Here is a 25,060-nt window from a genome sequence, read left to right on the forward strand (position 1 = left end):
TGCTCGTCCAGGCCATCCAGCCCGGACACGGGGTTCAAGTCCTCAGCGTTCTCCACGCCGGACATCATGTCGGTCATCAGGTGCACTTCCATGATCGGGAATTACACCGCTCGTTTTACAGTCCCACGCGCACGTTGTGGGTCAGTTGTGGGTCAGCACTCGAGCGACAACAGCGAAAGCTCAGCATCAGAGCGAAACAGGCTCTGCCACATTTCGCTGTTGTCGCAGGTCAGCGCCTGACCACAGTTCTGGGGGTCAGGGGGTCGCAGGTTCAAATCCTGTCATCCCGACGGTCGATCATACAGGGCTCGTGAGTCGCGAAACCGCAGCTCACGGGCCCTTTGTATTGTCAGAATGCGTCTTGAGATGTTGATCTACACCGCGCCCAGGTGTGGACCATTTGTGGACCAGAGCCCGCACAGAACCCCGGGGCGCATCATAGTGAGGTTGCGGAGTCCGAGTGCGGAGTCGCGCAGGTGCTCGAGCCAGCCGTCGATGGCCTCTGTCGGGCCGTTGGATGTACCGGGCTGGTCGAAGTCAGCGAGCACGTCAGCTGCTCGCTTGTTCAACGTGCGACCGAGCGTGGTGACCTCGGTGAGCGGCTTGGGGACGCCGGTGCTGTTCGAGTCGATGAGCTTGACCATCAGCTGCCGGGCATGGGCACGGTCGGCTTCGCGGTAGGCGGCGATCATGCGCTGGTAGATCCCCCGGGTCGCTTCGACGTCGACATGGGCGTCGTCAGCGAACAGCGCGGCGAGCCGGTCTTTCTGCTTGTCGGTAAGAAGGCCGGCGTCAGTGTGCAGAGTGCGTCGCACCCGCCGGCCCCACCCAGGTCCAACCTCAGGCGAGCATGAGCAGAGCGAGTCCGCCGAACCCTGCGATGAGCTGAATGAGCGCTATCTGAGCGGTCTGCTTGCGGGTCCGAGCACGCCAGGTTCCGACGATGCAGACCACCACAACCCCCGCGCACAGAAGCGGGAGCACCAGGAACGGGGTCGGGCGCTGCACACCCATCAGCACCACAGCCATGACGATGACGACGACAATGGGGATACCAGAGACCCGCCATCGGAGCGGCGCACGGAACGACTCAGCGTCCGACTGGTCCGTTTCATGTCCCGATGACTGCTGCACGGTCCCCGAATCTCCTTTGGGTAAGGCCTTCGCTACTCAAGTCAACTAGTCTAGCCCGGTCGGTATCCACGATTGCCGGTTTTTATGCTCCGGGAACCATAAAAGGGGGATGATGTCCGGGTTTGACATTGCTCCAGGTGCGCTCGATACATACGCCAAGACTCTCGGCGGTAATACTGGTGCCCTGAGCGCCAAGTACACCGATGATGCCAAACCGTACGTCGATAAGTGGGTCCGCCTTAAGGGCGGCGACGGCAGCCTCATCTTGAAACGCTCTGGTTGGCAAGGTCGGCGAGGTCTGCGACCGGCTCAACTCGGACTTCTCCTCGATCGCGTCTTGTCTGTCCGGTTCTGCGACCGGCCTTACGCAATCCGGTGCTGTCACTCCATTGAATGAAAGCGTTGACGCAAAAGCTCCTCGCGTTGATCCAGCATCGAAACTGAGTGATCCAAGCAATGAGGGTGCTGTGCCAGATATGGTGCAGCAAATCCTCGATGGAGCAGGCTTCTTCAGTGAAAGCGAACTCGTTCTCAAAATCCTCACCGTATGCGGCCTGGACGTGGAAGGGCGGGTCAAGGAACGATTCGTTGGCAACTTCGAAGCCGTCGCGAAGAGCCGAAACGCGCTGAAGAACTTGGGCGAATTCGAAACCGCGGCGGCAACGAACATCGCCGAAGGCGCTGCGGTGATGTTCGTTTCGTGGCGTGGCAACGCGGCCGACGCGGCGCGCAGCTACTTCGACCAACTCGCCAACGGCATCGAGGGCCATGCCAACGCCCTATCCCAGGTCGCGCAACGCTACGACGCGATTCTCATCGCCATTCAACAAGCAGGCTCCGCCATCATGGGCGGTCTCACCGCGCTACTCGACTACGGTGCTGAGGCAGCCGCTGCAATAGCTGCCGCCGGGTGCCTGCAAGAGGTCCCCGGCGTCGACGTGCTGATGGACATCATCGGCGCCTGGCGGGTCACGAAAATCATCACGAAGATCCACGAGATTGCCAGCACCTGGAACTACATCTGGTCCGGGAGCGAGGGCATGATGGGCCTGATCACCGGACTCGTCGGGGGTTTGGCGAGCTTCGACACCTCGGCCACTCTTCCGAAGATCGGTTATGCGAACGCTTCACAGACTCCCCAGCCGATCACCCCGGCGCCTCAGCCCGCGGGAAGGCCCCAATGACCGATTCTCGCGACGACGCCTCGGGCATCACCAATCTCGTCGGCGGAAACCCCGACGACGTCCGCGAACTGCGCGCCAACCTCGCCATCTTCGCCCGCAATGCGGACACCCCCACTCACGTCCGTCGCCTGGTATCCGACGTCCTCGCTGGCCGACGCAACGTCCGGGAAGTATTCCGGACACCCGAATTCGAGAAACTAGTAGGCAGCAGACTGGCCAACATCGAAACCGGTCTAGACCAACTCGGCGACGAGCAACGCGCCGAAGTATGGAACCAAGAACGACCGCGCACCTCTGCCGGAACCCTCGACTCCCTACGCGCTCCCTACAACCCAACAACCGAACCGGAAAACAGCGAACATACCGACGAATGGGATGACGAGGACTTCTCCCGCAACTCATACCTGCGCTGACCACAACCGACCAACGACGGCCCCGCACCTCCACATAGCGTCTCGGACGCAACTGGCCGACCGGAACGCGCCAATCAACACGGCGCCTCGGGGACAGGCTGGGGACAGCGACTCGCGCGACAGCAGCGAAAACCGCAGGCGGCCGACAAAGCAGCAGCGTCCACTTTTGCCGTTTTCGCAGGTCACACGATTGCCATGATCGTGGGGATCAGGGGGTCGCCGGTTCAAATCCTGTCATCCCGACGGTCTTCGAAGCCTCCCGATCCGGGTGAAAGCCCAGGTCAGGGAGGCTTTGTTGTGTCCGGGCAAGACCAGGTTGCCACTGGTTGACGGTTGGGGCTTGTGGGGCAGCCCGATTAGGTCGTGCCGACCCAAGCCGTCGTGTTCATGGCGGGCCGCTGCTGGGCGGTCCTGCGCCGGCCGTTGCGCGCCCTCGCGCATTGCCTGGATGACCTTCTGCACCTCGGGCGCGGTCATCGCGAAATCACCGTTGATCGCGACGCCGAACGTGGGTGGCAGGACGTGCCCGTCGGTGTTGGTCTCCTTTTCGGCGACGGTGAACTTGTAGATCCCGCCATGCGCGGTTCCCCTGCGCCCCAACGCTTTGTCGATACCAGCGGTGTCCAGGTGGATCGGCGGCTGCTGGTCCCGCGGCGTGGCGGCCGGTGGAATCGCTGGGGCCACCAGATCGGCGGGTCTTGTTGCAGCAGGGGCTTGTGCAGTGCGGTCTGCTTGATTCCGTGGGCCTGCAGCGCATCGGTGATCTTCGGTGGGTCCGCCTCCGTGACCACGAGGTCGCCCATGAGCATGACGCCGGCTTGCTCGCCACCCCGTACGACGTGACGTACAAATCGTTGCGCGGCAACGGGATCCGGCAGGTGGTGCTGTTGTCGTCGTTTCCCGCCCGCCTCGGCGCCCAACATCGGGGCCGCCAGCGGTACGGCCGCCCCGGCGATGACGCACGACATGTCGTGTCACTCCTCAGAGGTGTCGGTCGAGCGCACTGGATCAGCCATCGTCGCCGTCAGGGTCGCGGTCGGGAACGCCGGTACCTAGGACGTGGAAGTCCTTGTCGAGAAAGACCTCGACAGTGCCGTGGTCGGGTTTGGTGACCGTGACGCCGTAGGCGGCGTTACCGCCCTCGTTCTCCACCTCGACGGCGTCGGCCGTCCCGCCGGGTACCGTCCGCACCGCCGCTGCGCGGGCCCGGTCGGCCGCCGCGCCGGTGACCTCGTCTCCGTCACCGCCCACCGCGGAGGCAATGCTGACCGCACCGCCGGAGAGGACGAGAACGCCGGCCACGATACCGGCGCCGATCTTCGTCTTGTGGTTCACGTGTCCCTCCTACTCAACGTGCAACCGTGGTTGCATGACATGAGTAGTGAGCGGAGATGAAGCTGCGATGAAGACGTTTTCGTGATCACCCACCCGGGATGCGACCGTGTGCGGGACACGGATCGGAGGTGATGGTGATGCGGGTACTGGTCGTCGAGGACGAGCCGAAGATGGCCGGCCTGCTCCGCCGTGGCCTGGCCGAGGAGGGCTACGCCGTCGACGTCGCCACCGATGGGGCCGAGGGGTTCGGCGCGGCGGCCAGCCGCGACTACGACGCGGTGGTGCTGGACGTGATGCTGCCCGGGCTGTCCGGATTCGAGGTGTGCCGGCGGCTGCGCCGGAACCGGGTATGGGTGCCGGTGCTGATGCTGACTGCCCGCGACGCGCTGCCCGACCGGATCGTCGGCCTGGACGGCGGGGCGGATGACTACCTCACCAAGCCCTTCCACCTGGCCGAGTTGTTCGCCCGCCTGCGCGCGCTGACACGCCGTGGCCCGATCGCCCGGCCCATGACGCTGGCCGCCGGGGACCTGTGCATCGACCCGGCCTCCCAGCGGTGCTGGCGCGGCGAGACCGAGATTCCGTTGACGGCCAAGGAATACGCGGTGCTGGAGATGTTCCTGCGCCAGCCCGGCATGGTGCTCACCCGCGAGGCCCTTCTGGAGCACTGCTGGGATTTCGCCTACGAGTCCCGGTCCAACGTCGTGGACGTCCACATCCGCGGCGTGCGGGAGAAAGTCGACCGCGCGTTCGGGGTGATCTCGCTGGAGACCGTACGTGGCGTGGGCTACCGGCTCCGTGCCGACGGCGGACGTCCGGATCCGAGGCCGCAGTGATGCGGCGCTGGCCCATCCGGATCCGACTCACCGCGGCATTCACCGTGCTGATGGCGCTGGTGCTGCTCGGCGTCGGATTCGCGACCGTGACACATACCCGGTCGTCGTTGGACTCCTCGATCACCGAAGCGCTGACCTACCGGCTACGCGACCTGCAACCCGTCGCCGGCGCACCCGTTCCTGAGCTGTCCGGCATCAGCCGGGACACCGGCGAACAGGTCCTCGACCCGGCTGGGCGGGTCATCGCCAGCTCCCCAGAAGTCGCAGGCACGGCACTTCTGTCCCCCGCCGAGCTGGCCTCGGCCCACGGCGGGCTGCTCCTGGCTGATCACGCCGCAGCCGGGACCGTCGACGGACCCGCCCGGATCGCTGCCGGCCCGACCGGCGACGGCAGCCGGACCGCCGTGGTCGCGGTGACCCTGTCCGACCGTGACACGGCGGTCGCCGGCCTGCGTCGGGAACTGCTGATCGCGTTCCCGCTGGTGCTGCTGGCCGCCGGCGTCGGCGCGTATCTGCTGGCCGCCTTCGCGCTGCGCCCGGTCGAGCGGATGCGGGGCCGTGCCGCCGCGCTCACCGCCTCGACCTCCGAGCGCCTGCCGTTGCCGCCGGCACGGGACAAGATCTCCCGGCTCGGCACGACGTTCAACGACCTGCTCGACCGCCTCCACGCCGCGCTGAAGCGGGAACGGCGATTCGTCGCCGACGCCAGCCACGAACTCCGCACCCCCCTGAGCCTGCTCACCACCGAACTCGAACTCGCTCTCCGCCGCCCCCGCACCGCACACGAGCTGACCACCGCCCTCGGCTCGGCACTGGAGGAAACCGAGCGACTGTCCCGTCTGGCCCAGGACCTCCTGCTGCTCGCCCGCAGCGACCAGACCGACACCCCGGCCCCACCCGACACAGTCGTCGAATTGCGGCCTGCGCTCGAATCCGTCATCACCCGCTACCGCACCGCGGTCCGCGAGCACGACGTGATCCTCGACTGCGCCGCCGGACTGTCGGTGCGCGCCGATCCCGACGACCTGGATCGTGCCGTGAGCAATCTGATCGACAACGCGCTGCGGCACGGCGGGCCCCCGATCATCGTCATCGGCTGCCCGGCATCCGGCGAGGCCGCCGACGCCGTGACGATCACGGTCGGCGATCACGGTCCCGGCTTCGATCCCGATTTCCTACCGCGCGCCTTCGAACGCTTCACCCGCGCCGACAACGCCCGCTCCGGCGGCGGCACCGGGCTCGGGCTCGCCATCGTGGCCGCTCTCGCCGGGCGCAACGGCGGCCACGCCACCGCCGCCAACCAACCCGACCGCGGCAGCGCCGTCACCATCACCCTGCCCGCACCACCCACGTCCGGACGGCCATGATGCGCGGCTTCCTCCTTGACCACGTCACCGTGACCCGCGGCGACGCCCACCTGCTGACGGAGATCACCGCCGATATCCCAGCCGGCCAGTGCACGGCCGTCGTGGGGGCCAGCGGGGCGGGCAAGACCACGCTGCTGCGCCTGCTCAACCGGCTGGACGACCCCAGCGCCGGCCAGGTCCTGCTCGATGACGTGCCGCTCCCCGAGCTGGACGTGCTCGCGCTGCGGCGCCGGGTCGGACTCGTCGCCCAACGACCCGTGCTGCTCACTGATGACGTGGCCACCGACCTGCGCGTCGGGCGCCCAGAGCTCAGCGACGAAGCCGTCGACCAGCTGCTCAAGCATGTCGGGCTCCCCGCCGGTTTCGCGCAGCGCCGCACCAGCGAACTCTCCGGCGGCGAAGCGCAACGGGTCTGCCTGGCACGAGCATTGGCCGTTGAGCCCGAGGTGCTGCTGCTGGACGAACCCACCTCCGCGCTGGACGGCGTCACCAGCGCTGTGATCATCGACGCCGCCCGCGACCACCTCGCTGCGGACGGGACCGTCGTGTTGGTCAGCCACGACCTCGCGATCGTGCGCGGCATCGCCCACACCGTGCTCGTCCTCGACCACGGACACCTCACCGCTGAGGGCCGGCCCGACGAGATCGACTACCTGGAGGCCGGATAGATGACCGGAATCTCCGTACCCAGCTGGCCCGGCGTAGCCGCCTCACTGCTACTGGTCGCCCTCGCCGCCGCGGTGGCCTACCGGCAACGCCTCCACCTCACCCGCGAACTGATCATCGCTTCACTGCGCGCCGGGGTGCAGCTGGTCGCGGTCGGCGCGCTGCTGCTGGTGATATTCGCGCGCACCGGACTGCCGGGCGCGTTCGCCTGGGTCGCGATCATGATCCTCATCGCCGGGCAGGTCGCCGGCCACCGCGGCACCCGCCTGCCGCGCGCACGGTGGGCGGCCACCGCCGGAGTCGCCACCGGCAGCATCCTGACCCTCGGGACGCTGCTCGCGCTCGGCATCATCTCCACCCAAGCCCGCGTCGTCGTGCCGGTCGGCGGCATGATCGTCTCCGGCACGATGCAAGCCGCCGGAGTCACCCTGCGCCGCCTGCGCGAAGACACCTACACGGCACGTCCGGCCATCGAGGCCCGCCTGTGCCTCGGCCTGCCCGCCCGCGAGGCCTTCCTGCCCCACCAGCGCTCCGCGCTGCGCACCGCCCTGCTGCCCGCGATCGATTCCACCAAGGTCGTCGGCCTGATCAGCCTGCCCGGCGCCATGACCGGCCTCATCCTGGCCGGGGTCGACCCGCTGACCGCCATCCGCTACCAGATCGTCGTCATGTACATGCTGCTCGCCGCCACCGCCCTCGCCGCGCTGGCCACCGCCCGGCTGGCCGAACACGCCCTGTTCGACAACGCGCACCGCCTGGTCCCCGTCGCCCAACCACCCCAAGGAGCCCAGTAACCGTGGCCGCACTCGCCCCCATGACCAGCGAAACCCTCGTGAGCGCAGGAACCTTCGGCACCGGCCACATCGCGCTCACCGCGACGATCACCGGCATCCTCACCCTCGCCGCCGCGGCATGGCGACTGCCCCTCCGTGTCTGGCCGGACATCCTGGCGGTCGGCGTGCTCGCCGCCGGATCGGTGTTCCTCTGGCGGATCTCCGCGAACATGCCCCAGCTCAACAGCGACGGCCTACCCGGGTTCTCCGCCAACGACTGGCTCGCTCCCGTCGCGACCTACCTCTTCCTCACCGTCTACGCCGACCTGCGCCCATCCGCCGACCCCCGCCGCTACGGACAAACCCGAGCCCTCGCCGTGATCATCTCTCTCGCCGTCAACGTGATCACAATCTGAACCCGGCAGGCCGGCTCGATTCGCCGGTGATCAGTACCTACAGCAGCCGATACGACGCTCCCGCGGCGCTGGCCGCCGTCCCCGGTGCGGGATATCCTGTCGCATACGACGCGTCGCATACGACGGAATGGAGGGTGCCATGTCTGACATGGTCGTGCGGGCAGTGGTGCTGGCGTGCTGGGGGTTGTTCGCGGTGGTGTGGACGGTGGGCGCCGTGCTGGGTTGGCGCACTGGTGGTCGCGCCATTCGCATCTCGTTTCGGCAGTACGTGGTCGCGGCGCCGTTGATCGTGGCGGGGTGGGCGGTCGCGCGATGGCTGCCGCGATCTTGGTGGGCTGCGGTGACCGTCACGTCGAGGTGGCCGATCGTGCTGGGATTGGCCGTGTTGGTCGTGGGAACCGGCGTGACGTTGTGGGCTCGGCTGGCCCTGGGGTCAATGTGGTCTTCGGAGGTGCGCGTAGCCGAGAATCACCAGTTGCGGACAACGGGACCGTACGGCGTGACTCGCCACCCGATCTACTCTGGCCTGCTGACGATGGTGGTTGGCGCCGTGTTGGCGACGGGGTGGGCCGGGGACTGGTGGTGATCGCGGTCGTGTATCCGTGGATGGTGTTCAAGCTGCGGGAGGAGGAGCGGTTGCTGACAGAGGCGTTCGGCGATGAGTACCGGCGCTACCGCCAGCGTGTGCCGCGACTGATTCCTGGACTGAAAGGGCTTCCGCGTCGATGAGTCAGACGGATCCGCCGGGGCAGGCCGGCCGCCTCGATGCTGATCTCAAAGCGATCCACGAAGCCCTGCACGAGGCGGTCGCTGCCGAAGCCCAACGCTCTGCGGTCCCACTGACGCCGCAGCAGTACTCGGCCATGGAGCTTCTGGTGACCGACCCCGACCCTGCGCGGGGATTGTCGCTCGGTGAACTGGCACAGCGGATGGGACTGGCCCACAGCACGGTCTCCGGCATCGTCGACCGGCTCGCGCGGCGTGGTCTGGTTTCTCGCGCCCAGGCTGTCGATGATCGCCGTGTGACCCGTATTCGGCTGACCGATCGAGTGCGAGATTGGGCCGATCGCGATCGGCCCTCGATCCGACACTCACGGCTCGACAACGCGTTGCGCAAGCTCGACAGGACCACGCGGGAAGGATTGGTGGACGGCCTCACCGCACTCCGGCAAGCACTCGATGCGACCGGCGATGAAGAACACTGAACCACGTACGCCAGTACGAGGCCGGCGGCCGGCCGTCGTGCGGCACGGTCTCCAGCGCGCACGCAGCGAAGCGAGACGGATGTCAGAAAGCAGCGAGCTGGCGGCTACCGATTTTCGAGTACGCCGGCGGGCGGAATCGCGAATGTCCGCGCGTAGTCGATGGCTGCCCCCAAGGCATCTTTCAGCGGGGCGATGTCGCGGGCGACCTGGGCGAGGAGCATGCCGCCCTGAAAAGCGGAAAGCAGGAGAGAGGCCAGTCGAGTGGGATCCGCCTCTGCGCTGAGGCGGCCGAGCCGCTGCATCCGTTCGAGTCCGTCCCGGAAGATGTCTCTCCATTGCTCGAACGCGGTCGCGAGTTCCGTGCGAACGTCGAGGTCGGTCTTGATGATCTCGCTGGCGAGCGAGCCGAGGGTGCAGCCTTGCTGGTAGGAGTGCTCATAGGCGATGTAGAAGTCCGCCCATTCGCGCAGCGAGTCGAGGGCCGAGTTGACTGCGACTAGTGGGCTAGCTAGCCCAAAAAGCGGCACAGAGCCGGCGAACACGGGAAATTTGGAGGCACCAATGAAGGCAATCGTCGCGACGGACCAGGCCGCGGAAGCTGCTGGGATCACGCTCGCGGAACGGCCGGCGCCGACACCGGCGATCAACGACGTCGGCGTCGACGTCCACGCGTCGGGCTTCGTCCCCGCAGAGTGGGAATGGCCCTCGACGTGGGTCGACCGCTCCGGTCACGATCGGGCCCCGGCCATCATCGGCCACGAGTTCGCCGGAGTGGTCTCCTCCCTCGGCTACGGCACGACCGGATTCTCGCTGGGACAGCGGGTGTTCGGGATCACGGACCGGCACCGCGATGGAACCCTGGCCGAGCACACGGCCGTGGAGGCACGCAACCTGGCTCCGCTACCCGGGAACGTCGACTTCACGGTGGGCGCAAGCCTGCCGATCTCCGGCCTGACCGCGTGGCAGGGCCTTTTCCAGCACGGTCGTCTTCAAGCGGGGCAGAGCGTCCTCGCACACGGCGCCGCCGGCGCGGTCGGGTCCATCGTGACGCTAGCTCGCCCGCGAGTCCGGTGCCTACGTCATCGGTACCGGGCGGGCGGCGGACCGCGACGCGGCGGAACGCTGGTATCGGTGGTCGGACCTGCTGAGTCTCGCCCGGTCGATGACCTCGCGATCGACTTCGTCGTCGAGTCCGTTCCCAGTCAGCTGGTGGAGATCGTCGACCGGGTGCGCGACGGGCGCCTTCGCGCGCACATCGGAACCGTCACGACCCTCGACAACGGCGTCCCCGCACTCAACCCGACCGAGCGGCGCAAAGGCAAGACCGTCATTCGCGTGCGTCCCTGAGCGCTCCCGAACAGGCCGATGCACCGCTGCCGTGTGCGCGGCGCCCGGTCACCGAACCTTGCCCACCGGGCATAGAGCCGGCGCACCCACCTGCGTGTGGGTCAGGCGACGCCGATGGGGCCGTTGTAGATGTCGGCCGGGCTCGGCGCGGTCACAGTGAAGGCTTTGTTCCAGTCGATGAAGGTGAGCGCGCCCTGGCTGGTGGGCGGTGCGGTCATCCGAGTAAGGAAGTGGGGGCTGGTCGCCGTGACGTCGAGCGTTGCGCTTTCGTTGTCGTGATAGGCGAGCATCGATACTCCGTCAATCGTCTCCGTGCCGTTATCGGTAATGGGGTTCCTACGGATCGCATTCACGATGTTGCCCATGAAGCCCTGGTAATCGAGCAAAGTGACTACATCGCCGGGCATGTTCTTGAACAGGCTCATCTGGACCTTCGACGAAACCCACTTGCCGATCAGAGCCCGTCCAGCGGGACTGCTGGGCGCCAGTTTCGCTATCTGCACGTCGGCGGCGGTGAACTGAAAATAGTAGTCCCGGCCGGCGCGAACGACCGGCAGCACGAGTTCGCCGAGGGCGAGCGTGCCCGCCGCAGCGTCCCTGCTCAACTGGAGATCAATCGAGACGCTGCCGCCTTTCTGCTTCGGATTCGGCACCGTCCCCCGGACGTGAACCGTCGACGCGGACTGGTAGGCGGCGGTCACCGCATCCGCCACCTGAGCCCCCTGGAGCCGCTCCGTGGTCGCCGCGGCGACCGGCGCCGTCGCTGTCGGCTGTGCCGGGGCGGGCGAGGGCGAGCAGGCGGCACACGCGGCCAGCAGTGCGCACGCGGCAACAACCCGGGCAAGGCGGCGGCGAATCATGGATCTTTGTCCGTTCTAGAAGATTCAGCAGTCCACCTTGGACCCGCCTCGCATATCGTGGCGTGCATCAGTCTGTTACGTACAGCGGATTCGAGGTGATGAATCGGCGGGCCAAGAGCCGCGAAGCTCTCGCAGCAGCGCCGAGGGCGACGCGGCCACGGACCTGTGAAAGCCCGCCGGCAGGGCCCTTGTGGTCTGGACGTTGACCAGGTCAGACCGGCGGCGGCAAGGCGAGACCGGTGAGGGCGTGCTCGGTGTAGCGGGCGGCCAGTTCGAGGAGTTCGCGGGCTTTTTGTGGTGGTGCCTGGAAAGCCTGCTGGACTCCGGCGATGGCTGTGCCGACGGTGAGGCCGGCGACGGCGTGCAGGTCGCAGGCAGGTTCGTGACCGTGTGCGGCGAGCGCGGTGCGGATGAGCTCGGCAATCTTCGTGGTGATGCTCGCGGCGAGTTCGGTCACCACGGCGAGGTGGCCTTCGGCTTCGGTGGTGAAAATGAGCCGGAACCCGTCGGGCTGCTGCTCGGCGTAGTCGAAGATCGCGGCCATCGCCGCGTGGATCTCCTCATGCGGTGGCCGGCCGGCTGCTTCGTCGTACGCGCGGAAAAGCCACGCCTCCAGGCGGTCCACCTCGCGTCGCAGTGCCGCCAGGTAAATCGAGTGCTTCGACCGGAAATGCGCGTAGAGAGTCGGCTTCGTGCACCTGGCCGCGTCAGCGATTTGTTCCATGCTCGCCGCCGCGACCCCGACCTGGGCGAACACGGCACACGCACCGTCGAGTAGCTGGTCATCGCTCGGGCGGGATCCCCGGCTCAGGCGCGATGCGGGTTGCGGGCTCACGGTTGCCATCATCCCCCACCCCCTGTTTTACTACGAGTTAAACACGTCGGAATACCCAATGGGGGGTGGCGATGGCGGCACGCCGGGGCACGCGTCGACCGGTGCGGGCACTACTGGGATCGATCGCGCTGCTGGCTGCGGCGATGGTCGTGCCGGCTTCGGCGGAGGCCGCGCAACCTTGCGGGGCGCCGGCGGCAGGACAGTCGCCACAGCGAGCGGACCCGTCCGCGGTGGGACTCGACCCCGGCAAACTCGCCGAGGCGGTGGCTTTCGCCAGCAGCCGGATGCGATCGAACGTGCAGGTGTACCGGTACAACTGCCTGGTGGGCGAGGGGCCGCTCAACACGGCGACCGGCACGGTGCCGTGGAACATCTGGAGCGCGACGAAGAGCGTCGTGTCCATGCTGGCCGGAATCGCGGTCTCCGACGGAAGGCTCGATCTCGACGCCCCGATCGGACGCTACTTGCCCGCGGGCCAAGGAGATGCGGCGCACCGCGCGATCACCGTGCGGAACCTGTTGACCGAGACGTCCGGCCTGCGCCAGTCGATCGTGACCGAGGCAGCGCCGAGCGTGGCCGGGGCGGACCCGGACGTCGTCGCCCAGTCCCTCGCGCTGCCGCTCGACCACCAGCCAGGCACATACTTCGAGTACGGCCAGCGCACCCCCGATCTGCTCGCCCACATCGTGCAACTCGCGGTCGGCCAGGACCTGCAAACCTTTGCCCAGCAACGATTGTTCGGCCCGATCGGAATCCGGCCCGGCAGCTATTTCTGGCTCCGGGACAGGTCCGGCAACACCTACGGGCACGCCCACCTCTACCTGCCGCCGGACGCCTTCGCCCGGCTGGGCATGCTCATGCTCGGCAACGGCCGATGGAACTCCATCCAGCTCATCGACCCCGGCTACGTGCGGCAGGCAGCTCAGCCCACGACGACGAACCCGTGCTACGGCTACATGTTCTGGACCAACAACGCCCCCTGCGTCGGCCCCTCGGTCCCCTCGAGGCAGACCTTCCCCGCCGCGCCACTGCAAGGCCTGCCCGCCGACAGCTACGCCATGGTCGGATTCCTGCAGCAGAACAACTTCCTCATTCCCAGTCTCGGCCTTCAGGTCACCTGGACCGGCGTGCTCGGCGACGTCTCCCCCGACCCGCAAACCCTGATCTCGGCCAGCCCGAACAGCGAGCTCTACCACGACTTCCTGCGTCTGCTGGCCCAGGCCGTCACCAGCCCCCGCGTGCCCGATCCCGGCCCTTATCAACAGACTTTCAACACCGACGTCCGCCTCGATCAGTTCGCCGATCCCAGCATCCTGCTCGGCACCCTCGGCATCGGTGCGACCGCACCCCCGGACTGCAACATCCTGTTCTGCCACGGCAACATCCCCGTGCAGGGCAGCGTCCAGAACGGTGCGGCCGTCACGCGAACGCTGCTCACCGCCCTCGCCGGCCGGCCAGGCTCGTGACCGCTGCGGCCGGCAGCGGCCCTGCACCGCCACCCCGCACGGATCTGTGACTGGGGTTCGGCACGCGAGCGGACCAACAGAGGACGAATTCCTCTGCCCTCTCACGCGACGTTCAGCCCACAGTCGGAAAGCGCGGGGTGTGACCTCGGTGCCTCGCCGTCACCGACAAGGAGTCGTCATGAGGGTACTGACGATCTATGCGCATCACGATCCACGCTCGTTCTGCCACAGTGTGCTCGAGCGTTTCACCGCCGGACTCCGCGATGCCGGGCACACGAACGAGGTCGTCGACCTGTACGCGGACAAGTTCGATCCCGTGTTCCGCGACCGTGACGGGGCCAGCTACATCAGCGCCGACGTCCCGGCCGACATTCTCGACCGGGTGGATCTGCGTAGCCAGGTCATGGCGTCCTGCCGATGGCCGTTCCAGCGATGGCTCGCCGCACGCGCACTGCGCGGCAAGACCCAGGCGCAGATCGCCGCGCTGATTCGCAGCCGGATGCCCAAAGATGTGCTCGCCCAGCAGGCCAAGGTCGCCGCCGCCGACGCGTTGGCCTTCATCGCCCCGATTCACTTCTGCAGCTTTCCCTCGATTCTGAAGGGCTGGATCGATCGCGTGTGGACCTTGGATTTCGCCTTCGGGCTCACGTCCGAGGGCTGGCACGGAGACGTCAACGGCCGCATTCCTCTGCTCGAGCACCAGCGAGCGCTCATCATGACGTCCACAATCTTCAACAAGGAATCGTACGACGCCGGCGTCCGTGACAGCATCGGCACGGTGCTCGATCAATGGAGTTTCCAGTTTCCCGGAATTCAGGACGTCGAACACGTCTATTTCTACGCGGCCACGTCCGCGTCACCGGAACGGATTGGGGAATATCTGCGACAAGCCTATGACCTCGGCCGTGGCTTCGACCGTTCCCAGCCGGCCGCGGTAAGCGTGGCGGCTGAACACTGACGACGCGGCTCGCGAGCCGTCAGAGGAGTGGGCCGCATGGCAGCTGTTCTCGCCTACGTTGCCGCAGGAATGGTCGGCCTGTGGGGAGTCTCGCATGCGATCCCCACCATGAACGTGGTCGCCGGTTTCGGAGAAATCTCGACGGACAACCGCCGGGTGCTCGTACAGGAATGGCTGGCCGAAGCCGTGGCGATGTGGGCTTTCGCCGCGCTGGTCATCGTCGTTACCGCAACCGGCGTGGGCTTGTCCGTCACCGACTGGGTTTACCGCGCCATCGCCGGGGCGCTGCTCTTGCTCGCGGTGCTCACGGCTTTCACCGGCGCCCGCACCCCCGTCATCTGGTTCAAGATCTGTCCGGGGCTGCTGACCAGCTCGGCCGTGCTGTTGCTCGTGGCAAGCTTCACCTGAACCCCGCGACGGCGGACAGTGACGCAAGTCCCCCGAGTGCCGCGATGACCTGGACGAGTGCGAACACGGCCGTCTTCTTGCGGTTCGGGCACGCCAGACACGCCATCGGAGAGGCGCGCGGAACGGCGCGGTGTCCGACTCGCCTGTTTCATGCCTCGGTGACTTTCGCACGGCGTGCTGTTCTCCTCTGAGTAAGCCTCGACTTCAGGAATGTAGTCCGGGCCGAAGGAGCAGTCCCGGCGATCGTCTCGGCCAGTGCTCGTACTGGTCGGCGGTCCATCCCCGCTCGACGGTCAGAATACGGTGGACATCGGGGGAAAGCGCGGCATAGGTCAGGTCGGCCGCCTCCGCAAAATCCAGGCCGGGATCGAGCGCATCCAAAGAGGACAGTGCTGTCACGATTCGTTCCTGGCCGGTGTGCCGTTGCCGCCGGATGTCCTCCAGCAACTCCGCGGCTTCGGAATCGACCTGGGCGGCGGTCGCGAGCGCGTGCATGATCGAGGAGGACCGTTCCCGGACGGGCGCGAAGTCCGCCGGTGGACCACCTCCGACGCAGTCCGGCCCGGTTCCGGCCGGGCCCTCACCGATGCCCTGCCCTGCTAGCGGGCGCTCACATCCGTCAGCCCGCCGGCACGGGGCTCCAGCATCGATGCCAGCTCGCTGAGACCGTCGCGGAACAGGGCCGGCAGGTCCTGGTGCTCGCGGTCTCCGATCCAGCGGTCGAACGCCGACCGGAACACGACCACGGCGGTGTCCGCGACCAGCGTCGCGGCCGGCTCCGGCGTGCCGCGCTCACGCAGCGCATCGGCCATCGCGGTGGCCAGTTCGGCGTGCTTGCTCAGGTCTCGCTCGCGTAGCTCGGCGTTGGCCGTGACGAGATTGTGCCGGGTCAGTGCGGCGTCCGGGTGCTGCTGGATGATCGCGCAGCGCTGCTCCAGCGCGGCGGCGACGGCGTCGATGGGCGCGGCATCCTCGGGGGCGTCGGCGATGGCCGCCACGGCCTCGCGCTGGGCCGTTTCCACCGTGTAGAAGAACACCTCGCGCTTGTCGGGGAACAGCCGGAAGAACGACCGCTCGTGCATACCGGCACGCGCCGCGATCTGAGCTCCCGTGGTCTGGTCGAAACCCTGCGCGGCGAACAGCTCGACCGCCGCCTTGGCCAGTCTGCCGCGCGAGTTCGGCTCCCATCGACCCATGACCCCAGTCTAGGTGATGGCAGTAACTGCCATGGCGGTGCTATGGTGATAGCAGTAACTGCCATCACGGAGGTTTCGACATGAAGGTGTTCGTCACCGGGGCCAGCGGCGGGATCGGCTCCCTGCTCGTGCCCGAACTGATCTCGGCCGGACACGAGGTGCTGGGCCTGGCCCGCTCCGACGCCTCGGCGAAGAAGGTCACCGACGCGGGCGCGAGCGTGCTCCGCGGCGATCTCACCGACCCGGAAACCCTGCGCGCCGGCGCCGCCGAGGCCGATGCGGTCATCCACGTCGCGTTCAACCACTCCCCCGACATCGCGCAGTCGGTCGCCGACGAGGCCACAGCCGTCGAGACCTTCGGCGCCGCTCTCGAGGGAACCGGCAAGGCACTGCTCATCGCCTCCGGCACCCCGATCGTGCCCGGCCGCCTTGCCACCGAAGACGATTCACCGGTCGCCGACGACCCCATGGCCAAGTCCCCGCTGGGCAGGCGCGGGCTGACCGCCCAGTACACCCTCGCCCTGGCCGGAAAGGACGTCCGGTCGGTGGTCGTGCGGCTGCCCCGGTCGGTCCACTCCCGCGGCCACCGGTACGGATTCGCCTCCGGCCTCATCGCGACCGCCCGCCGCACCGGGGTCTCCGCCTACATCGGCGACGGCACGCAGCGCTGGCCGGCCGTGCACCACCTCGACGCGGTGCGGCTGTTCAGGCTGGCGCTGGAACAGGCCGGGCCGGGCACGGTGGTGCACGCCGTGGCCGACGAGGGCGATCCCATGCGCGACCTCGCCGAGGTCATCGGCCGCGAACTCGGCCTGCCCACCGATTCCGTGCCCGCCGAGCATTTCGGCCCCGTCGGCGCGGTCTACGCCCTCGACCAGCCCGCCTCGGCCGAGCTGACCCGGAAGAAGTTCGGCTGGCTGCCCACCCACCCGAGCCTGCTCGAGGACCTCAAGGCCGGGAACTACCCGGAATGACCACGACGGAAAGGATTCTCTGATGCGCGTTCTCGTGACGGGTGCGACCGGATTCATCGGGTCGGCAGTGGTACGTGAACTGGTGGACAGCGGGCACGAGGTGCTGGGCATGGCCCGCTCGGAAAGCGGCGCGACGGCACTGATCCAGGCGGGCGCCCGGGCACACCGGGGCGACCTGGAGGACCTGGACAGTCTGCGCCGGGGCGCCGCGGAGGCGGACGGGGTGATCCACCTGGCCTACTTCCACGGGATCTCCAACCCCAAGGTGGCGACGCGATTGCGGATCCTGCTGGGCGGCAGCCCACGGCGCATACCCGCGCGGTTCGCCGCGGCGGGCGCGGACACCGACCGGCGCGCGATCGAGACCTTCGGGTCGGCGCTCGCGGCCTCGGGTGGACCGCTGGTGGTGGCGTTCCCGACGATGACGCTGGCGTCCGGGCACCCGGTCACCGAGCGGGAAGCGCCGGACCCGCAGTCCCCCGGAGCGGTGCGCATCGCCTCGGAGGAGGCGACGCTCGCGCTCGCGTCGAGCGGCGTGCGCTCGTCCGTCGTGCGGATTCCGCCGACCGTGCACGGCGACGGGGACAAAGCCATGGTGCCCCGGCTGATCGCGGCGGCGCGGAAGGCGGGATTCGCGGGGTACGTGGGTGACGGCGCCAACCGCTGGCCCGCGGTGCACCGTGACGATGCCGCCCACCTGTTCCGGCTGGCACTGGAGAACGGGAAAGCCGGTGCCCGCTACCACGCCGTGGCCGAGGAAGGCGTGCCCATGCGCCGGATCGCGGAGGTGATCGGGCGGCGCCTGAACCTGCCGGCGACGTCGCTCACCGACCCGGAATCAGCCCGCCGTTTCGGCTGGCTCGCACCGTTCGTGGCCCGGGACAACCACGTCTCGAGTGAACTGACACGTCAGCAACTGGGCTGGAACCCGGCCGGTCCGGAGTTGCTGGCCGACATCGACCGCGCGGAATACTTCACCTCGGCCTGAGAAATGGGGAAAACGTCGCCGCGGCCACCGCTGTCCGCAGGCGGCTCACCGCGTGAAAGCGCGCCGGTAGGCGGTGGGCGTGGTGCCCAGCGCGCGCCGGAAATGCAGCCGCAGGTTGGCGGCCGTGCCCAGCCCGCATTCCCGCGCCACCCGGTCCACCGGATAGGTCGTTGTTTCCAGCAGTTCCCGCGCCCGGGCGAGGCGGGCGTTGAGCAGCCACTGCAGCGGGGTCGTGCCCGTCTCCTCGGTGAAACGGCGCAGGAAGGTGCGTTGGGAGACGCCGGCGTGCCGGGCCAGCACGCGCAGCGTGAGTGGCTCGTCGAGGCGGCTCAGCGCCCAGCCCCGGGTGCCGGAGAGTGATGCCTGCCCGGCCACCGCGACCGGAGCGGGCACGTACTGCGCCTGCCCGCCGTCGCGATGCGGCGCGGCGACCAGACCGCGGGCGACCTCGTTGGCCGGCCCCGCCCCCAGGTCGCGGCGCACGATGTGCAGGCACAGATCGATGCCGCAGCACACCCCGGCCGAGGTGAGCACGTCGCCCTCGTCGACGTAGAGCACATCGCGTTCGACCGCCACCGCGGGAAAATCCCGCTCGAGTTCCTCGATGTGCTTCCAGTGGGTGGTGGCGTGCAGACCGTCGAGCACTCCGGCGGCGGCCAGCGCGAAGGCGCCGGTGCAGATCGACACGACCCGCCGGCCGCGATCACGGGCCTCGGCCAGCACGTCGAGCACGGCCTCCGCGGGCCGCTGGAGGGGCTCGAACCCGGGCACGATCACGGTGTCGGCGGCGCGCACCTGCTCCAGGCCGCCGGAGACGGCCAGGCGGAAGCCCGCGGTGGTGGCCACCATCGGATCGGGCCCGCACAACGTCATCTCGTACGGGGTTTCCGCCCGGGCGCTGAAGATCTGCGCGGGGATCGCCAGGTCGAGCGGGGTGACCCCGTCCAGCGCGAGCACGGCGACCCGATGCACCGACATGGCAATATCCTAACGAAGTACGGCAATTTTGCCACTCACCAGGTCAGAGCCCTGTCGGCCAGTATTGATCCATGATCAGGGACAACCTGACCGCGCTGCCCGGCACTCCGCTCACCGACGCCGTCGTGGACCTCGTCCAGCCCGTGGCGACGCCCTCGGTGTTCAACCACAGCATCCGCAGCTACCTCTTCGCCCGGCTCGTGGCCGCCCGCCGCACCTTGGTCGCCGACCGCGACTACGACGACGAACTGTTGTTCGCCGCCTGCGCGATGCACGACCTCGGCGTGGCACCGGACAGCCCGCACGCGCAGCGGTTCGAGGTCGAAGGCGCAGACCGGGCCGCCGAATTCCTCACCGCACACGGAGTTCCGGCAGCCGACGCCGACCAGGTCTGGCAGGCCATCGCCCTGCATACCTCCGCCGGCATCGCCGAACGCCGCGGCACCCTGTGCCTGCTCGTCCGTGAGGGCGTCGCCGTCGATTTCGGCGGCCCGCTCGGCTCGGCAGACACCGTCACCGACGAGCAGGGCGCCGCCGTGCACGCGGCCTATCCGCGGCTGGACATGATCCGCTCGCTCACCGACGCGATCGTCGCGCACGCCGCGAGAAACCCGGCGAACGCGCCGCGCTACGCGATCCCCGGGGAATTCCTGCGCGAACGCGAAGCCTACGGCCGGACCCGGCTGGAGCACGCCTGCCGTTCGTCCCGCTGGGGCGACTGACCCGTACCGAAGAAAGGAAAAGCACCGCAATGACCACCTATGCCGTCGAAATCCCCGCGGACTCGGAAGTCTTCGGAGAAACCCGCGGCGCCTTCACGCGTTTCGGCTATTCCGCCGCGGTCCGCGCGCACGGCCTGCTGTACATCGCCGGAACGATCGGCCGCCGCGCCGACGGGACCGTCCCGGAATCCATCGAAGAGCAGACCGAAATCGCCATCCGGCGCATCGAGAAAATCCTCCGGCTGGAAAACCTGGACCTGACCGCACTCGTCGACGTCACCAGTTACCACGTCGACATCCACCGGCACCTGCCCGGCTTCAGCGAGGCCAAACAGCGCCTCATCACCCCGCCCTTTCCGGCCTGGTCCATGATCGGCGTCGACGGGCTCGCGAGCCCCGAACTGCTCATCGAAATCCGCGCGACCGCGGCCTATCCCGACGCGTCCCGGTAGACCGCCGCATGAAAGACACCGTGCGTCCCGGCCTTGCGGCCTCGCGCTGCTGACGAACTCGCCGTGCCACGGCACCTGCGCGCTCCCCTGTTCGGAGTCGCGCCGGTGCTGTTCGCGGTGTGGTCGCTGGGCGGCTTCTACAGCTCGCTCGCACCGGCACTCGCGCGTCAACTGTCCGGCTCGGCATCCGCGGTGGTCGGCGGCCGGGTTCTTCGCCGGCACCGCCGCGGCCGGGATCGGCTTCGGCGCCGGCTTCCAAGGCGGGATGCGGACCGTCGTCGCGCTGGTCGCCGAACACGAACGCGCGGGCGTGCTTTCCTCGATCTACGTGGTGTGTTACCTGGGCCTCGGCCTGCCCTCGGTCATCGCCGGGATCCTGGTGGTGCACGGCGGGGGCCTGGCCGTCGCCACGCGCGACCACTCGTTGTTCGTGGCGGCGTCCGCCGTCGCGACACTGATCGCGCTCACCCGCACCGGTCGCCGGGCCGGATTATCCGGCTCGCTGCGGTGACGATCGCGACCGCAGCTCACGACGGGCCAGCGAGCGCTTGTGCACCTCGTCCGGCCCGTCGGCGAACCGCAGGCTGCGGGCCTGCGCCCACAGTTCGGCGAGTGGGAAGTCCTGGCTCACGCCGCCCGCGCCGTGCACCTGGATGGCCTTGTCCAGTATCCACTCCACAGTGGACGGGGTGGCGATCTTGATGGCCTGGATCTCGGTGTGCGCGCCGCGGTTACCGACCGTGTCCATCAGCCACGCGGTCTTGAGCACCAGCAGCCGCAGCTGCTCGATGCGCACCCGCGACTCGGCGATCCAGTCCTGCACCACGCCCTGCTCGGCGATCGGCCTGCCGAACGCGACCCGCTCGACCGCGCGCCCGCACATCAGCTCGACGGCACGCTCGGCCATCCCGATCGCGCGCATGCAGTGGTGGATGCGGCCGGGGCCGAGCCGCGCCTGCGCGATGGCGAACCCGTCGCCTTCCCCGGCGATGAGGTTCTCCGCCGGTACCCGCACGTTGTCGAAGACGATCTCCGCGTGCCCGCCGTGCGAAGCGTCGGAGTAGCCGAACACGCGCATGCTCCGCGTCACCGTCACCCCCGGGGCGTCCCTGGGGACCAGGATCTGGCTCTGCTGACGATACGGTTCCGCGTCCGGGTCGGTCTTGCCCATCACGATCAAGATCGCGCAGTTCGGGTTCATCGCGCCGGAGATGTAGAACTTGCGGCCGTTGACGACGCAGGAGTCGCCGTCGCGGGTGATGCTGGTGGAGATGTTGCGCGCGTCGGAGGAAGCCACCTCCGGCTCGGTCATCGCGAACGCGGACCGGATTTCCCCGTCCAGCAACGGTTGCAGCCACTGCTTGCGCTGCTGCTCGGTGCCGAACATCGCGAGGACTTCCATGTTGCCGGTGTCCGGCGCGGCGCAGTTGAGCGCGACGGGCGCCAAGAACGGGCTGCGGCCGGTGATCTCCGCCAGCGGTGCGTACTGCAGGTTCGTCAGGCCCGCGCCGTGCTCACCGGGCAGGAACAGGTTCCACAGCCCACGCTTGCGAGCCTGCACCTTGAGGTCCTCGATGACCGGCGGTGGAGCCCACGACTCCTCGGTCAGGCTCGACTCCGCGGGGTAGACGTGGGAGGCCATGAAATCGAGGAGCTGGGCGCGAAGCTGCTCGGTGCGCGCGTCGAACGCGAAGTCCATTGTCAGTCCTTGAGTCTTTCGTTGCCGAGCCGGATGAGAGGTTCCACGGCCGCGCCGATCGACTCGAAGCCCGCGCCGACCGTCTGACCGTGGCTGAACCGGTAGAAGATGCCCTCCAGGATCACGGCGAGCTTGAAGAAGGCGAACCCGAGATACCAGTTCAGCGAGGAGATGTCACGCCCGCTGGACCGCGCGTACCTGGCGACCACGTCGTCCGGGCCCGGATAGCCGGGGGCGGCACCGACGTCGGGAACGACCTCGAGGCCGAACTCGCCGGCTTCGGCGTAGGCGATCATCAGCGCGACATCCGTCAGCGGGTCTCCAAGGGTGGACATCTCCCAGTCCAGCACCGCGGCGATGCGGTCGTTCTCGTCGACCAGCGCGTTGTCCAGCCGGTAGTCGCCGTGCACGAGCGCGGGCGCACCCGAAACCGGCAGCGCCGCGGTCAGTTCGCCGTGCAGGAGATCGATGCCGTCGAGGTCCCGGCTGCGCGAGGAGTCGAGTTGCTTCTTCCACCGGCGCAGCTGGCGCTCCAGATACCCCTCGGGACGGCCGAAATCCTCCAGCCCCAGCGCTTCCGGGTCGATCGCGTGCAACGCGGCCAACGTGTCGACGAGGGAGTTTCCGATGTGGATGGTGCGGTGCTCGCCGAGTTCGGCCAGCTCTGCGGCCGCGCGGAAAGACCTGCCCGGAACGAACTCCATCACGTAGAACGGTGCGCCGATCACCGTGGTGTCCCGGCACAGGACGACGGTCGCGGGCACCGGCACCGCGGTGGGGCCCAGCGCGCGCAGCACCCGGTACTCGCGGGACATGTCGTGCGCGGTGGGCAGGACATGTCCCAGCGGCGGACGGCGGACCACCCACCGCGATCGCCCGTCGCTGACGACATAGGTCAGGTTGGACCGGCCGCCCTGCACGACCTGGCCCGTCAGCACGTCCTTGACCAGGCCCGGCACCCGCTCGTCCACATAGGTCCGCAGCCGGCGCAGATCCAGACCGGGTAAGTCCTGCTCGCTCACGGCATTTCTCGCGCCCGTCAATTCCGCGGCCTGCCGCTCAGCGAGTCCAGATAACGCTGCGTCCAGCCGTCGGACACCCGGCGCTGCCACACCGACGCGGCTTCGGCGTCGTCGTCGAGACGATTCAGCCGGTCCATGGCGTCCCGGTGCAGCTGCGCCTTGGTCAGCGCGAAGGTGTCCGGCGGGGTGAACTCGGCCAGGCGTTGTGCGACCTCGATGGCGCGGGGCAGCACCTTCTCGGGGTCGGCCAGCTCGTCGACGAGACCGAGGGCGGCGGCATCCTCGGGCGAATAGTTGTGGGCACCGACCACGACCTTGCGGGCGTTGACCTCGCCGAGGCGGTGGCGCAGGATCTCCAGACCGATCCGCGGGAACGGAACCCCGACCTTGAGCTCGGGGGCACCGATCTTCGTGGCACCGCCGGCCATCACCGTGAAATCCGCGGCGGCCGCGAGCAGGCAACCGCCCGCGATGGCATGCCCGTTGACCGCCGCCACCACGGGCTTGGGCACCGAGAACACCGCACCGAACATGCCGGCGAGGGCGGGAAAGAAGTCATCCACATAGGACGCTCCGCCGCGCAGCAGTTCACGCAGGTCCGATCCGGCGGAGAACGCCGGGCCCGCACCGGTTATCACCAGGGCACGTGCCGGCCCTTCGGCGGCTTCCGCACACAGGGCGGTCACCGTCCGGCACAGCTCGGTGCCCATGGCGTTGACCGGGCCGTGGTCCAGTCGCAGCACGGCGATGCCGGTGTCGATCGTGAGTTCGGTCAACGAAGGTCCTTATCTGGTCGGGTCGAGCAGGACTTTGCCGACGCCGTCGGCCCGCTCCGCCAGCAGGGCATAGGCTCGTGCCCCTTCGGCGAGTCCGAGGCGATGCGTGACGAGCGCGGCCGGATCGAGTCGCCCGGCGGCGGTCAGCGCGAGCAGCGCGGGCAGCTCCCGCTGCGCGGAGCACAGGCCGATGCAGAACTCGAGTTCCTTGGTCTGTGCCGCCTGCATCCGGAACGGGAAGGCGTCGTTCTGGCTCACGCCCACGACGCTGACCCGGCCCGCCGGGCGCACCGCGCTCACCGCGAGTGCGATGGTGGCGTCGGCTCCGACGGCCTCGACGACCGCGTCGACGCCGTCACCGCCGGTGAGTTCTTTCAGGTGTGCCTTCGGGTTGTCGGCGTCGACGGGTTCAGCGCCACGTGCCAGGGCGACCGCGCGGCGATGCGCCACGGGCTCAACGACGAGGACCCTCGCCGCACCCATCGCGAAGGCCGACTGCACCGCGAGCTGACCGACCGGCCCCAGCCCGATGACCGCGACGTTCTCCCCCGGCTGGATCCGCGCGCGCCGGGCGCCGTACCAGGCGGTCGGCGCGTTGTCGGTGAGCAGGACGGCGGCCTCGTCGGACACCGTGTCCGGCACGCGCACCAGGTTGACCTCGGCGTGCGGGACGGCCACCAGCTCGGCCTGGCAACCGGGCAGCCGGTGGCTCATGCCGTAGCAGTACTCCTTCCACGGCTCGCGACGATGCTCACACGCCACCACGTGCCCGCTCGCGCACGCGGCGCACCAGGCGCAGCCCACCGAGGCGGGCAGCAGCACCCGGTCGCCCACCGCGAACCGGCGGACATCCGGCCCGGTCTCGACGACCTCGCCGACCGCTTCGTGCCCGACGCAGTAGCCGATGTCGTCGGAGAACCCGTGCCCGGCGTAGATGTGCAGATCACTGCCGCAGACACCGGCGAGAGTGACCCGCACGACCGCACCCAGCCCGTCGGGAAGCGACGGGTCGGGCACGGTCGTGCAGCGCACATCTCCAGGTGCGTGATA

The 25,060-nt window shown here is 68.4% G+C and carries 31 protein-coding genes and 3 pseudogenes; 19 read left to right on the forward strand and 15 right to left on the reverse strand.

Annotated elements, in window-relative coordinates; all coding sequences use genetic code 11:
* Positions 1–374: 374 nt before the first annotated feature.
* Positions 375–812, reverse strand: a pseudogene (locus tag HFP15_RS29025) (transposase); the annotation flags it as partial.
* A 28-nt stretch (positions 813–840) separates the two neighbouring features.
* Positions 841–1,134, reverse strand: coding sequence for a hypothetical protein (locus HFP15_RS29030; RefSeq protein WP_168519954.1), 294 nt, complete (start codon positions 1,132–1,134; stop codon positions 841–843).
* Between the two features lie 476 nt (positions 1,135–1,610).
* Here HFP15_RS29030 and HFP15_RS29035 point away from each other — a divergent pair, with 476 nt between their 5' ends.
* Together HFP15_RS29035 and HFP15_RS29040 are read left to right on the forward strand one after the other, a co-directional pair.
* Positions 1,611–2,318 carry a hypothetical protein gene (locus tag HFP15_RS29035; RefSeq protein WP_168519955.1) on the forward strand — a complete coding sequence of 236 codons (708 nt, stop codon included), beginning with the start codon at positions 1,611–1,613 and terminating at the stop codon, positions 2,316–2,318.
* Entirely contained in the window at positions 2,315–2,731 is a 417-nt protein-coding gene (locus HFP15_RS29040) for a hypothetical protein (RefSeq protein WP_168519956.1), read from the forward strand. Before HFP15_RS29035 ends, HFP15_RS29040 begins: the two co-directional genes overlap by 4 nt.
* A 234-nt stretch (positions 2,732–2,965) precedes the next feature.
* On the opposite strand, the gene HFP15_RS42300 is transcribed toward HFP15_RS29040, so the two are convergent.
* From HFP15_RS42300 to HFP15_RS29050, 3 genes and pseudogenes are all read right to left on the reverse strand, one after another.
* On the reverse strand, positions 2,966–3,415 hold the full coding sequence (locus HFP15_RS42300; protein WP_246272130.1) for a DUF1259 domain-containing protein: 450 nt from the start codon (positions 3,413–3,415) through the stop codon (positions 2,966–2,968).
* Between the two features lie 56 nt (positions 3,416–3,471).
* Positions 3,472–3,699: pseudogene (locus tag HFP15_RS44195) on the reverse strand (hypothetical protein); the annotation flags it as partial.
* Positions 3,700–3,739: 40 nt separating this feature from the next.
* Positions 3,740–4,066 carry a PepSY domain-containing protein gene (locus HFP15_RS29050; protein WP_210718022.1) on the reverse strand — a complete coding sequence of 109 codons (327 nt, stop codon included), beginning with the start codon at positions 4,064–4,066 and terminating at the stop codon, positions 3,740–3,742.
* A gap of 137 nt (positions 4,067–4,203) precedes the next feature.
* Between HFP15_RS29050 and HFP15_RS29055 the strand changes: the two genes are divergently transcribed.
* From HFP15_RS29055 to HFP15_RS29090, 8 genes are all read left to right on the forward strand, one after another.
* On the forward strand, positions 4,204–4,902 hold the full coding sequence (locus tag HFP15_RS29055; protein ID WP_168519957.1) for a response regulator transcription factor: 699 nt from the start codon (positions 4,204–4,206) through the stop codon (positions 4,900–4,902).
* Positions 4,902–6,269, forward strand: coding sequence for an ATP-binding protein (locus HFP15_RS29060; protein WP_168519958.1), 1,368 nt, complete (start codon positions 4,902–4,904; stop codon positions 6,267–6,269). Before HFP15_RS29055 ends, HFP15_RS29060 begins: the two co-directional genes overlap by 1 nt.
* Positions 6,269–6,937: an ABC transporter ATP-binding protein gene (locus HFP15_RS29065; protein WP_168519959.1), complete on the forward strand. Its 669-nt coding sequence runs from the start codon at positions 6,269–6,271 to the stop codon at positions 6,935–6,937. The genes HFP15_RS29060 and HFP15_RS29065 overlap by 1 nt, the downstream gene beginning before the upstream one ends.
* Positions 6,938–7,729 (forward strand): ABC transporter permease, encoded by a 792-nt coding sequence (locus HFP15_RS29070; protein ID WP_168519960.1) that lies wholly within the window; start codon positions 6,938–6,940, stop codon positions 7,727–7,729.
* A 2-nt stretch (positions 7,730–7,731) separates the two neighbouring features.
* Entirely contained in the window at positions 7,732–8,124 is a 393-nt protein-coding gene (locus tag HFP15_RS29075) for a hypothetical protein (protein ID WP_168519961.1), read from the forward strand.
* A gap of 139 nt (positions 8,125–8,263) precedes the next feature.
* Positions 8,264–8,710 (forward strand): methyltransferase family protein, encoded by a 447-nt coding sequence (locus HFP15_RS29080; RefSeq protein WP_168519962.1) that lies wholly within the window; start codon positions 8,264–8,266, stop codon positions 8,708–8,710.
* Positions 8,707–8,853 (forward strand): methyltransferase family protein, encoded by a 147-nt coding sequence (locus HFP15_RS29085; RefSeq protein WP_168519963.1) that lies wholly within the window; start codon positions 8,707–8,709, stop codon positions 8,851–8,853. The genes HFP15_RS29080 and HFP15_RS29085 overlap by 4 nt, the downstream gene beginning before the upstream one ends.
* Entirely contained in the window at positions 8,850–9,329 is a 480-nt protein-coding gene (locus HFP15_RS29090) for a MarR family winged helix-turn-helix transcriptional regulator (RefSeq protein ID WP_168519964.1), read from the forward strand. The genes HFP15_RS29085 and HFP15_RS29090 overlap by 4 nt, the downstream gene beginning before the upstream one ends.
* Before the next feature lie 104 nt (positions 9,330–9,433).
* Here HFP15_RS29090 and HFP15_RS29095 read toward each other — a convergent pair whose 3' ends face one another.
* Positions 9,434–9,871, reverse strand: coding sequence for an LmrA/YxaF family transcription factor (locus HFP15_RS29095; RefSeq protein ID WP_312871799.1), 438 nt, complete (start codon positions 9,869–9,871; stop codon positions 9,434–9,436).
* A 19-nt stretch (positions 9,872–9,890) separates the two neighbouring features.
* Here HFP15_RS29095 and HFP15_RS29100 point away from each other — a divergent pair.
* Positions 9,891–10,676, forward strand: a pseudogene (locus tag HFP15_RS29100) (NADP-dependent oxidoreductase).
* A gap of 101 nt (positions 10,677–10,777) precedes the next feature.
* Here the strand turns inward: HFP15_RS29100 and HFP15_RS29105 are convergent.
* Together HFP15_RS29105 and HFP15_RS29110 are read right to left on the reverse strand one after the other, a co-directional pair.
* Positions 10,778–11,536 carry a hypothetical protein gene (locus HFP15_RS29105; RefSeq protein ID WP_168519965.1) on the reverse strand — a complete coding sequence of 253 codons (759 nt, stop codon included), beginning with the start codon at positions 11,534–11,536 and terminating at the stop codon, positions 10,778–10,780.
* Between the two features lie 211 nt (positions 11,537–11,747).
* Positions 11,748–12,383 carry a TetR/AcrR family transcriptional regulator gene (locus HFP15_RS29110; RefSeq protein WP_312871800.1) on the reverse strand — a complete coding sequence of 212 codons (636 nt, stop codon included), beginning with the start codon at positions 12,381–12,383 and terminating at the stop codon, positions 11,748–11,750.
* A 59-nt stretch (positions 12,384–12,442) separates the two neighbouring features.
* On the opposite strand from HFP15_RS29110, the gene HFP15_RS29115 reads away from it, so the two are divergent.
* The 3 genes from HFP15_RS29115 (at position 12,443) to HFP15_RS29125 (ending at position 15,203) form a co-directional block, all read left to right on the forward strand.
* Positions 12,443–13,837 carry a serine hydrolase domain-containing protein gene (locus HFP15_RS29115; RefSeq protein WP_168519967.1) on the forward strand — a complete coding sequence of 465 codons (1,395 nt, stop codon included), beginning with the start codon at positions 12,443–12,445 and terminating at the stop codon, positions 13,835–13,837.
* A gap of 178 nt (positions 13,838–14,015) precedes the next feature.
* The gene (locus HFP15_RS29120; RefSeq protein ID WP_168519968.1) at positions 14,016–14,795 is read left to right on the forward strand and encodes an NAD(P)H-dependent oxidoreductase; all 780 of its coding nucleotides are present in this window, start codon (positions 14,016–14,018) and stop codon (positions 14,793–14,795) included.
* A 36-nt stretch (positions 14,796–14,831) separates the two neighbouring features.
* A complete protein-coding gene (locus HFP15_RS29125; protein WP_168519969.1) occupies positions 14,832–15,203 on the forward strand; it encodes a hypothetical protein in 372 nt (123 codons plus the stop codon).
* Between the two features lie 204 nt (positions 15,204–15,407).
* On the opposite strand, the gene HFP15_RS29130 is transcribed toward HFP15_RS29125, so the two are convergent.
* Positions 15,408–15,698 (reverse strand): hypothetical protein, encoded by a 291-nt coding sequence (locus HFP15_RS29130; RefSeq protein WP_168519970.1) that lies wholly within the window; start codon positions 15,696–15,698, stop codon positions 15,408–15,410.
* 104 nt (positions 15,699–15,802) lie between these two features.
* The gene (locus HFP15_RS29135; protein WP_168519971.1) at positions 15,803–16,399 is read right to left on the reverse strand and encodes a TetR/AcrR family transcriptional regulator; all 597 of its coding nucleotides are present in this window, start codon (positions 16,397–16,399) and stop codon (positions 15,803–15,805) included.
* Positions 16,400–16,479: 80 nt separating this feature from the next.
* Here HFP15_RS29135 and HFP15_RS29140 point away from each other — a divergent pair, with 80 nt between their 5' ends.
* Both HFP15_RS29140 and HFP15_RS29145 read left to right on the forward strand, forming a co-directional pair.
* Positions 16,480–17,373 carry an SDR family oxidoreductase gene (locus tag HFP15_RS29140; protein WP_168519972.1) on the forward strand — a complete coding sequence of 298 codons (894 nt, stop codon included), beginning with the start codon at positions 16,480–16,482 and terminating at the stop codon, positions 17,371–17,373.
* A gap of 22 nt (positions 17,374–17,395) precedes the next feature.
* Positions 17,396–18,361, forward strand: a complete 966-nt coding sequence (locus HFP15_RS29145) for an SDR family oxidoreductase (RefSeq protein ID WP_168519973.1) — start codon at positions 17,396–17,398, stop codon at positions 18,359–18,361.
* A 45-nt stretch (positions 18,362–18,406) separates the two neighbouring features.
* On the opposite strand, the gene HFP15_RS29150 is transcribed toward HFP15_RS29145, so the two are convergent.
* Positions 18,407–19,339, reverse strand: coding sequence for a GlxA family transcriptional regulator (locus HFP15_RS29150; protein WP_168519974.1), 933 nt, complete (start codon positions 19,337–19,339; stop codon positions 18,407–18,409).
* A 71-nt stretch (positions 19,340–19,410) separates the two neighbouring features.
* Here HFP15_RS29150 and HFP15_RS29155 point away from each other — a divergent pair, with 71 nt between their 5' ends.
* The 3 genes from HFP15_RS29155 (at position 19,411) to HFP15_RS42305 (ending at position 21,024) form a co-directional block, all read left to right on the forward strand.
* The gene (locus HFP15_RS29155; protein WP_168519975.1) at positions 19,411–20,061 is read left to right on the forward strand and encodes an HD domain-containing protein; all 651 of its coding nucleotides are present in this window, start codon (positions 19,411–19,413) and stop codon (positions 20,059–20,061) included.
* 29 nt (positions 20,062–20,090) lie between these two features.
* Positions 20,091–20,513 carry a Rid family hydrolase gene (locus tag HFP15_RS29160; RefSeq protein ID WP_168519976.1) on the forward strand — a complete coding sequence of 141 codons (423 nt, stop codon included), beginning with the start codon at positions 20,091–20,093 and terminating at the stop codon, positions 20,511–20,513.
* A gap of 265 nt (positions 20,514–20,778) precedes the next feature.
* Positions 20,779–21,024, forward strand: coding sequence for a hypothetical protein (locus tag HFP15_RS42305; RefSeq protein ID WP_210718025.1), 246 nt, complete (start codon positions 20,779–20,781; stop codon positions 21,022–21,024).
* Here the strand turns inward: HFP15_RS42305 and HFP15_RS29170 are convergent.
* From HFP15_RS29170 to HFP15_RS29185, 4 genes are read right to left on the reverse strand one after another with little or no spacing between them, the layout of a single operon-like run.
* The gene (locus HFP15_RS29170) at positions 21,004–22,212 is read right to left on the reverse strand and encodes an acyl-CoA dehydrogenase family protein (protein ID WP_168519977.1); all 1,209 of its coding nucleotides are present in this window, start codon (positions 22,210–22,212) and stop codon (positions 21,004–21,006) included. The genes HFP15_RS42305 and HFP15_RS29170 overlap by 21 nt on opposite strands.
* A 2-nt stretch (positions 22,213–22,214) precedes the next feature.
* Positions 22,215–23,234, reverse strand: coding sequence for a phosphotransferase family protein (locus tag HFP15_RS29175; protein ID WP_168519978.1), 1,020 nt, complete (start codon positions 23,232–23,234; stop codon positions 22,215–22,217).
* Between the two features lie 17 nt (positions 23,235–23,251).
* Positions 23,252–24,010 (reverse strand): enoyl-CoA hydratase/isomerase family protein, encoded by a 759-nt coding sequence (locus tag HFP15_RS29180; protein WP_168519979.1) that lies wholly within the window; start codon positions 24,008–24,010, stop codon positions 23,252–23,254.
* A gap of 9 nt (positions 24,011–24,019) precedes the next feature.
* Complete coding sequence (locus HFP15_RS29185) at positions 24,020–25,042, reverse strand: zinc-binding dehydrogenase (RefSeq protein ID WP_312871801.1); 1,023 nt, start codon at positions 25,040–25,042, stop codon at positions 24,020–24,022.
* Positions 25,043–25,060 lie beyond the last annotated feature (18 nt).

Origin of the sequence: Amycolatopsis acididurans (genome assembly GCF_012328925.1) — a bacterium.
Classification (GTDB): domain Bacteria; phylum Actinomycetota; class Actinomycetes; order Mycobacteriales; family Pseudonocardiaceae; genus Amycolatopsis_E; species Amycolatopsis_E acididurans.

Coding starts and splice junctions, on each gene's coding strand:
- HFP15_RS29070 (WP_168519960.1), top strand. CDS start 6,938: ATGACCGGAATCTCCGTACCCAGCTGGCCCGGCGTAGCCGCCTCACTG.
- HFP15_RS29115 (WP_168519967.1), top strand. CDS start 12,443: ATGGCGGCACGCCGGGGCACGCGTCGACCGGTGCGGGCACTACTGGGA.
- HFP15_RS42305 (WP_210718025.1), top strand. CDS start 20,779: ATGCGGACCGTCGTCGCGCTGGTCGCCGAACACGAACGCGCGGGCGTG.
- HFP15_RS29160 (WP_168519976.1), top strand. CDS start 20,091: ATGACCACCTATGCCGTCGAAATCCCCGCGGACTCGGAAGTCTTCGGA.
- HFP15_RS29080 (WP_168519962.1), top strand. CDS start 8,264: ATGTCTGACATGGTCGTGCGGGCAGTGGTGCTGGCGTGCTGGGGGTTG.
- HFP15_RS29105 (WP_168519965.1), bottom strand. CDS start 11,536: ATGATTCGCCGCCGCCTTGCCCGGGTTGTTGCCGCGTGCGCACTGCTG.
- HFP15_RS29135 (WP_168519971.1), bottom strand. CDS start 16,399: ATGGGTCGATGGGAGCCGAACTCGCGCGGCAGACTGGCCAAGGCGGCG.
- HFP15_RS29170 (WP_168519977.1), bottom strand. CDS start 22,212: ATGGACTTCGCGTTCGACGCGCGCACCGAGCAGCTTCGCGCCCAGCTC.
- HFP15_RS29040 (WP_168519956.1), top strand. CDS start 2,315: ATGACCGATTCTCGCGACGACGCCTCGGGCATCACCAATCTCGTCGGC.
- HFP15_RS29155 (WP_168519975.1), top strand. CDS start 19,411: ATGATCAGGGACAACCTGACCGCGCTGCCCGGCACTCCGCTCACCGAC.
- HFP15_RS29055 (WP_168519957.1), top strand. CDS start 4,204: ATGCGGGTACTGGTCGTCGAGGACGAGCCGAAGATGGCCGGCCTGCTC.
- HFP15_RS29130 (WP_168519970.1), bottom strand. CDS start 15,698: ATGCACGCGCTCGCGACCGCCGCCCAGGTCGATTCCGAAGCCGCGGAG.
- HFP15_RS29110 (WP_312871800.1), bottom strand. CDS start 12,383: ATGATGGCAACCGTGAGCCCGCAACCCGCATCGCGCCTGAGCCGGGGA.
- HFP15_RS29125 (WP_168519969.1), top strand. CDS start 14,832: ATGGCAGCTGTTCTCGCCTACGTTGCCGCAGGAATGGTCGGCCTGTGG.
- HFP15_RS29140 (WP_168519972.1), top strand. CDS start 16,480: ATGAAGGTGTTCGTCACCGGGGCCAGCGGCGGGATCGGCTCCCTGCTC.
- HFP15_RS29065 (WP_168519959.1), top strand. CDS start 6,269: ATGCGCGGCTTCCTCCTTGACCACGTCACCGTGACCCGCGGCGACGCC.
- HFP15_RS29145 (WP_168519973.1), top strand. CDS start 17,396: ATGCGCGTTCTCGTGACGGGTGCGACCGGATTCATCGGGTCGGCAGTG.
- HFP15_RS29120 (WP_168519968.1), top strand. CDS start 14,016: ATGAGGGTACTGACGATCTATGCGCATCACGATCCACGCTCGTTCTGC.
- HFP15_RS29035 (WP_168519955.1), top strand. CDS start 1,611: ATGGTGCAGCAAATCCTCGATGGAGCAGGCTTCTTCAGTGAAAGCGAA.
- HFP15_RS29060 (WP_168519958.1), top strand. CDS start 4,902: ATGCGGCGCTGGCCCATCCGGATCCGACTCACCGCGGCATTCACCGTG.
- HFP15_RS29090 (WP_168519964.1), top strand. CDS start 8,850: ATGAGTCAGACGGATCCGCCGGGGCAGGCCGGCCGCCTCGATGCTGAT.
- HFP15_RS29150 (WP_168519974.1), bottom strand. CDS start 19,339: ATGTCGGTGCATCGGGTCGCCGTGCTCGCGCTGGACGGGGTCACCCCG.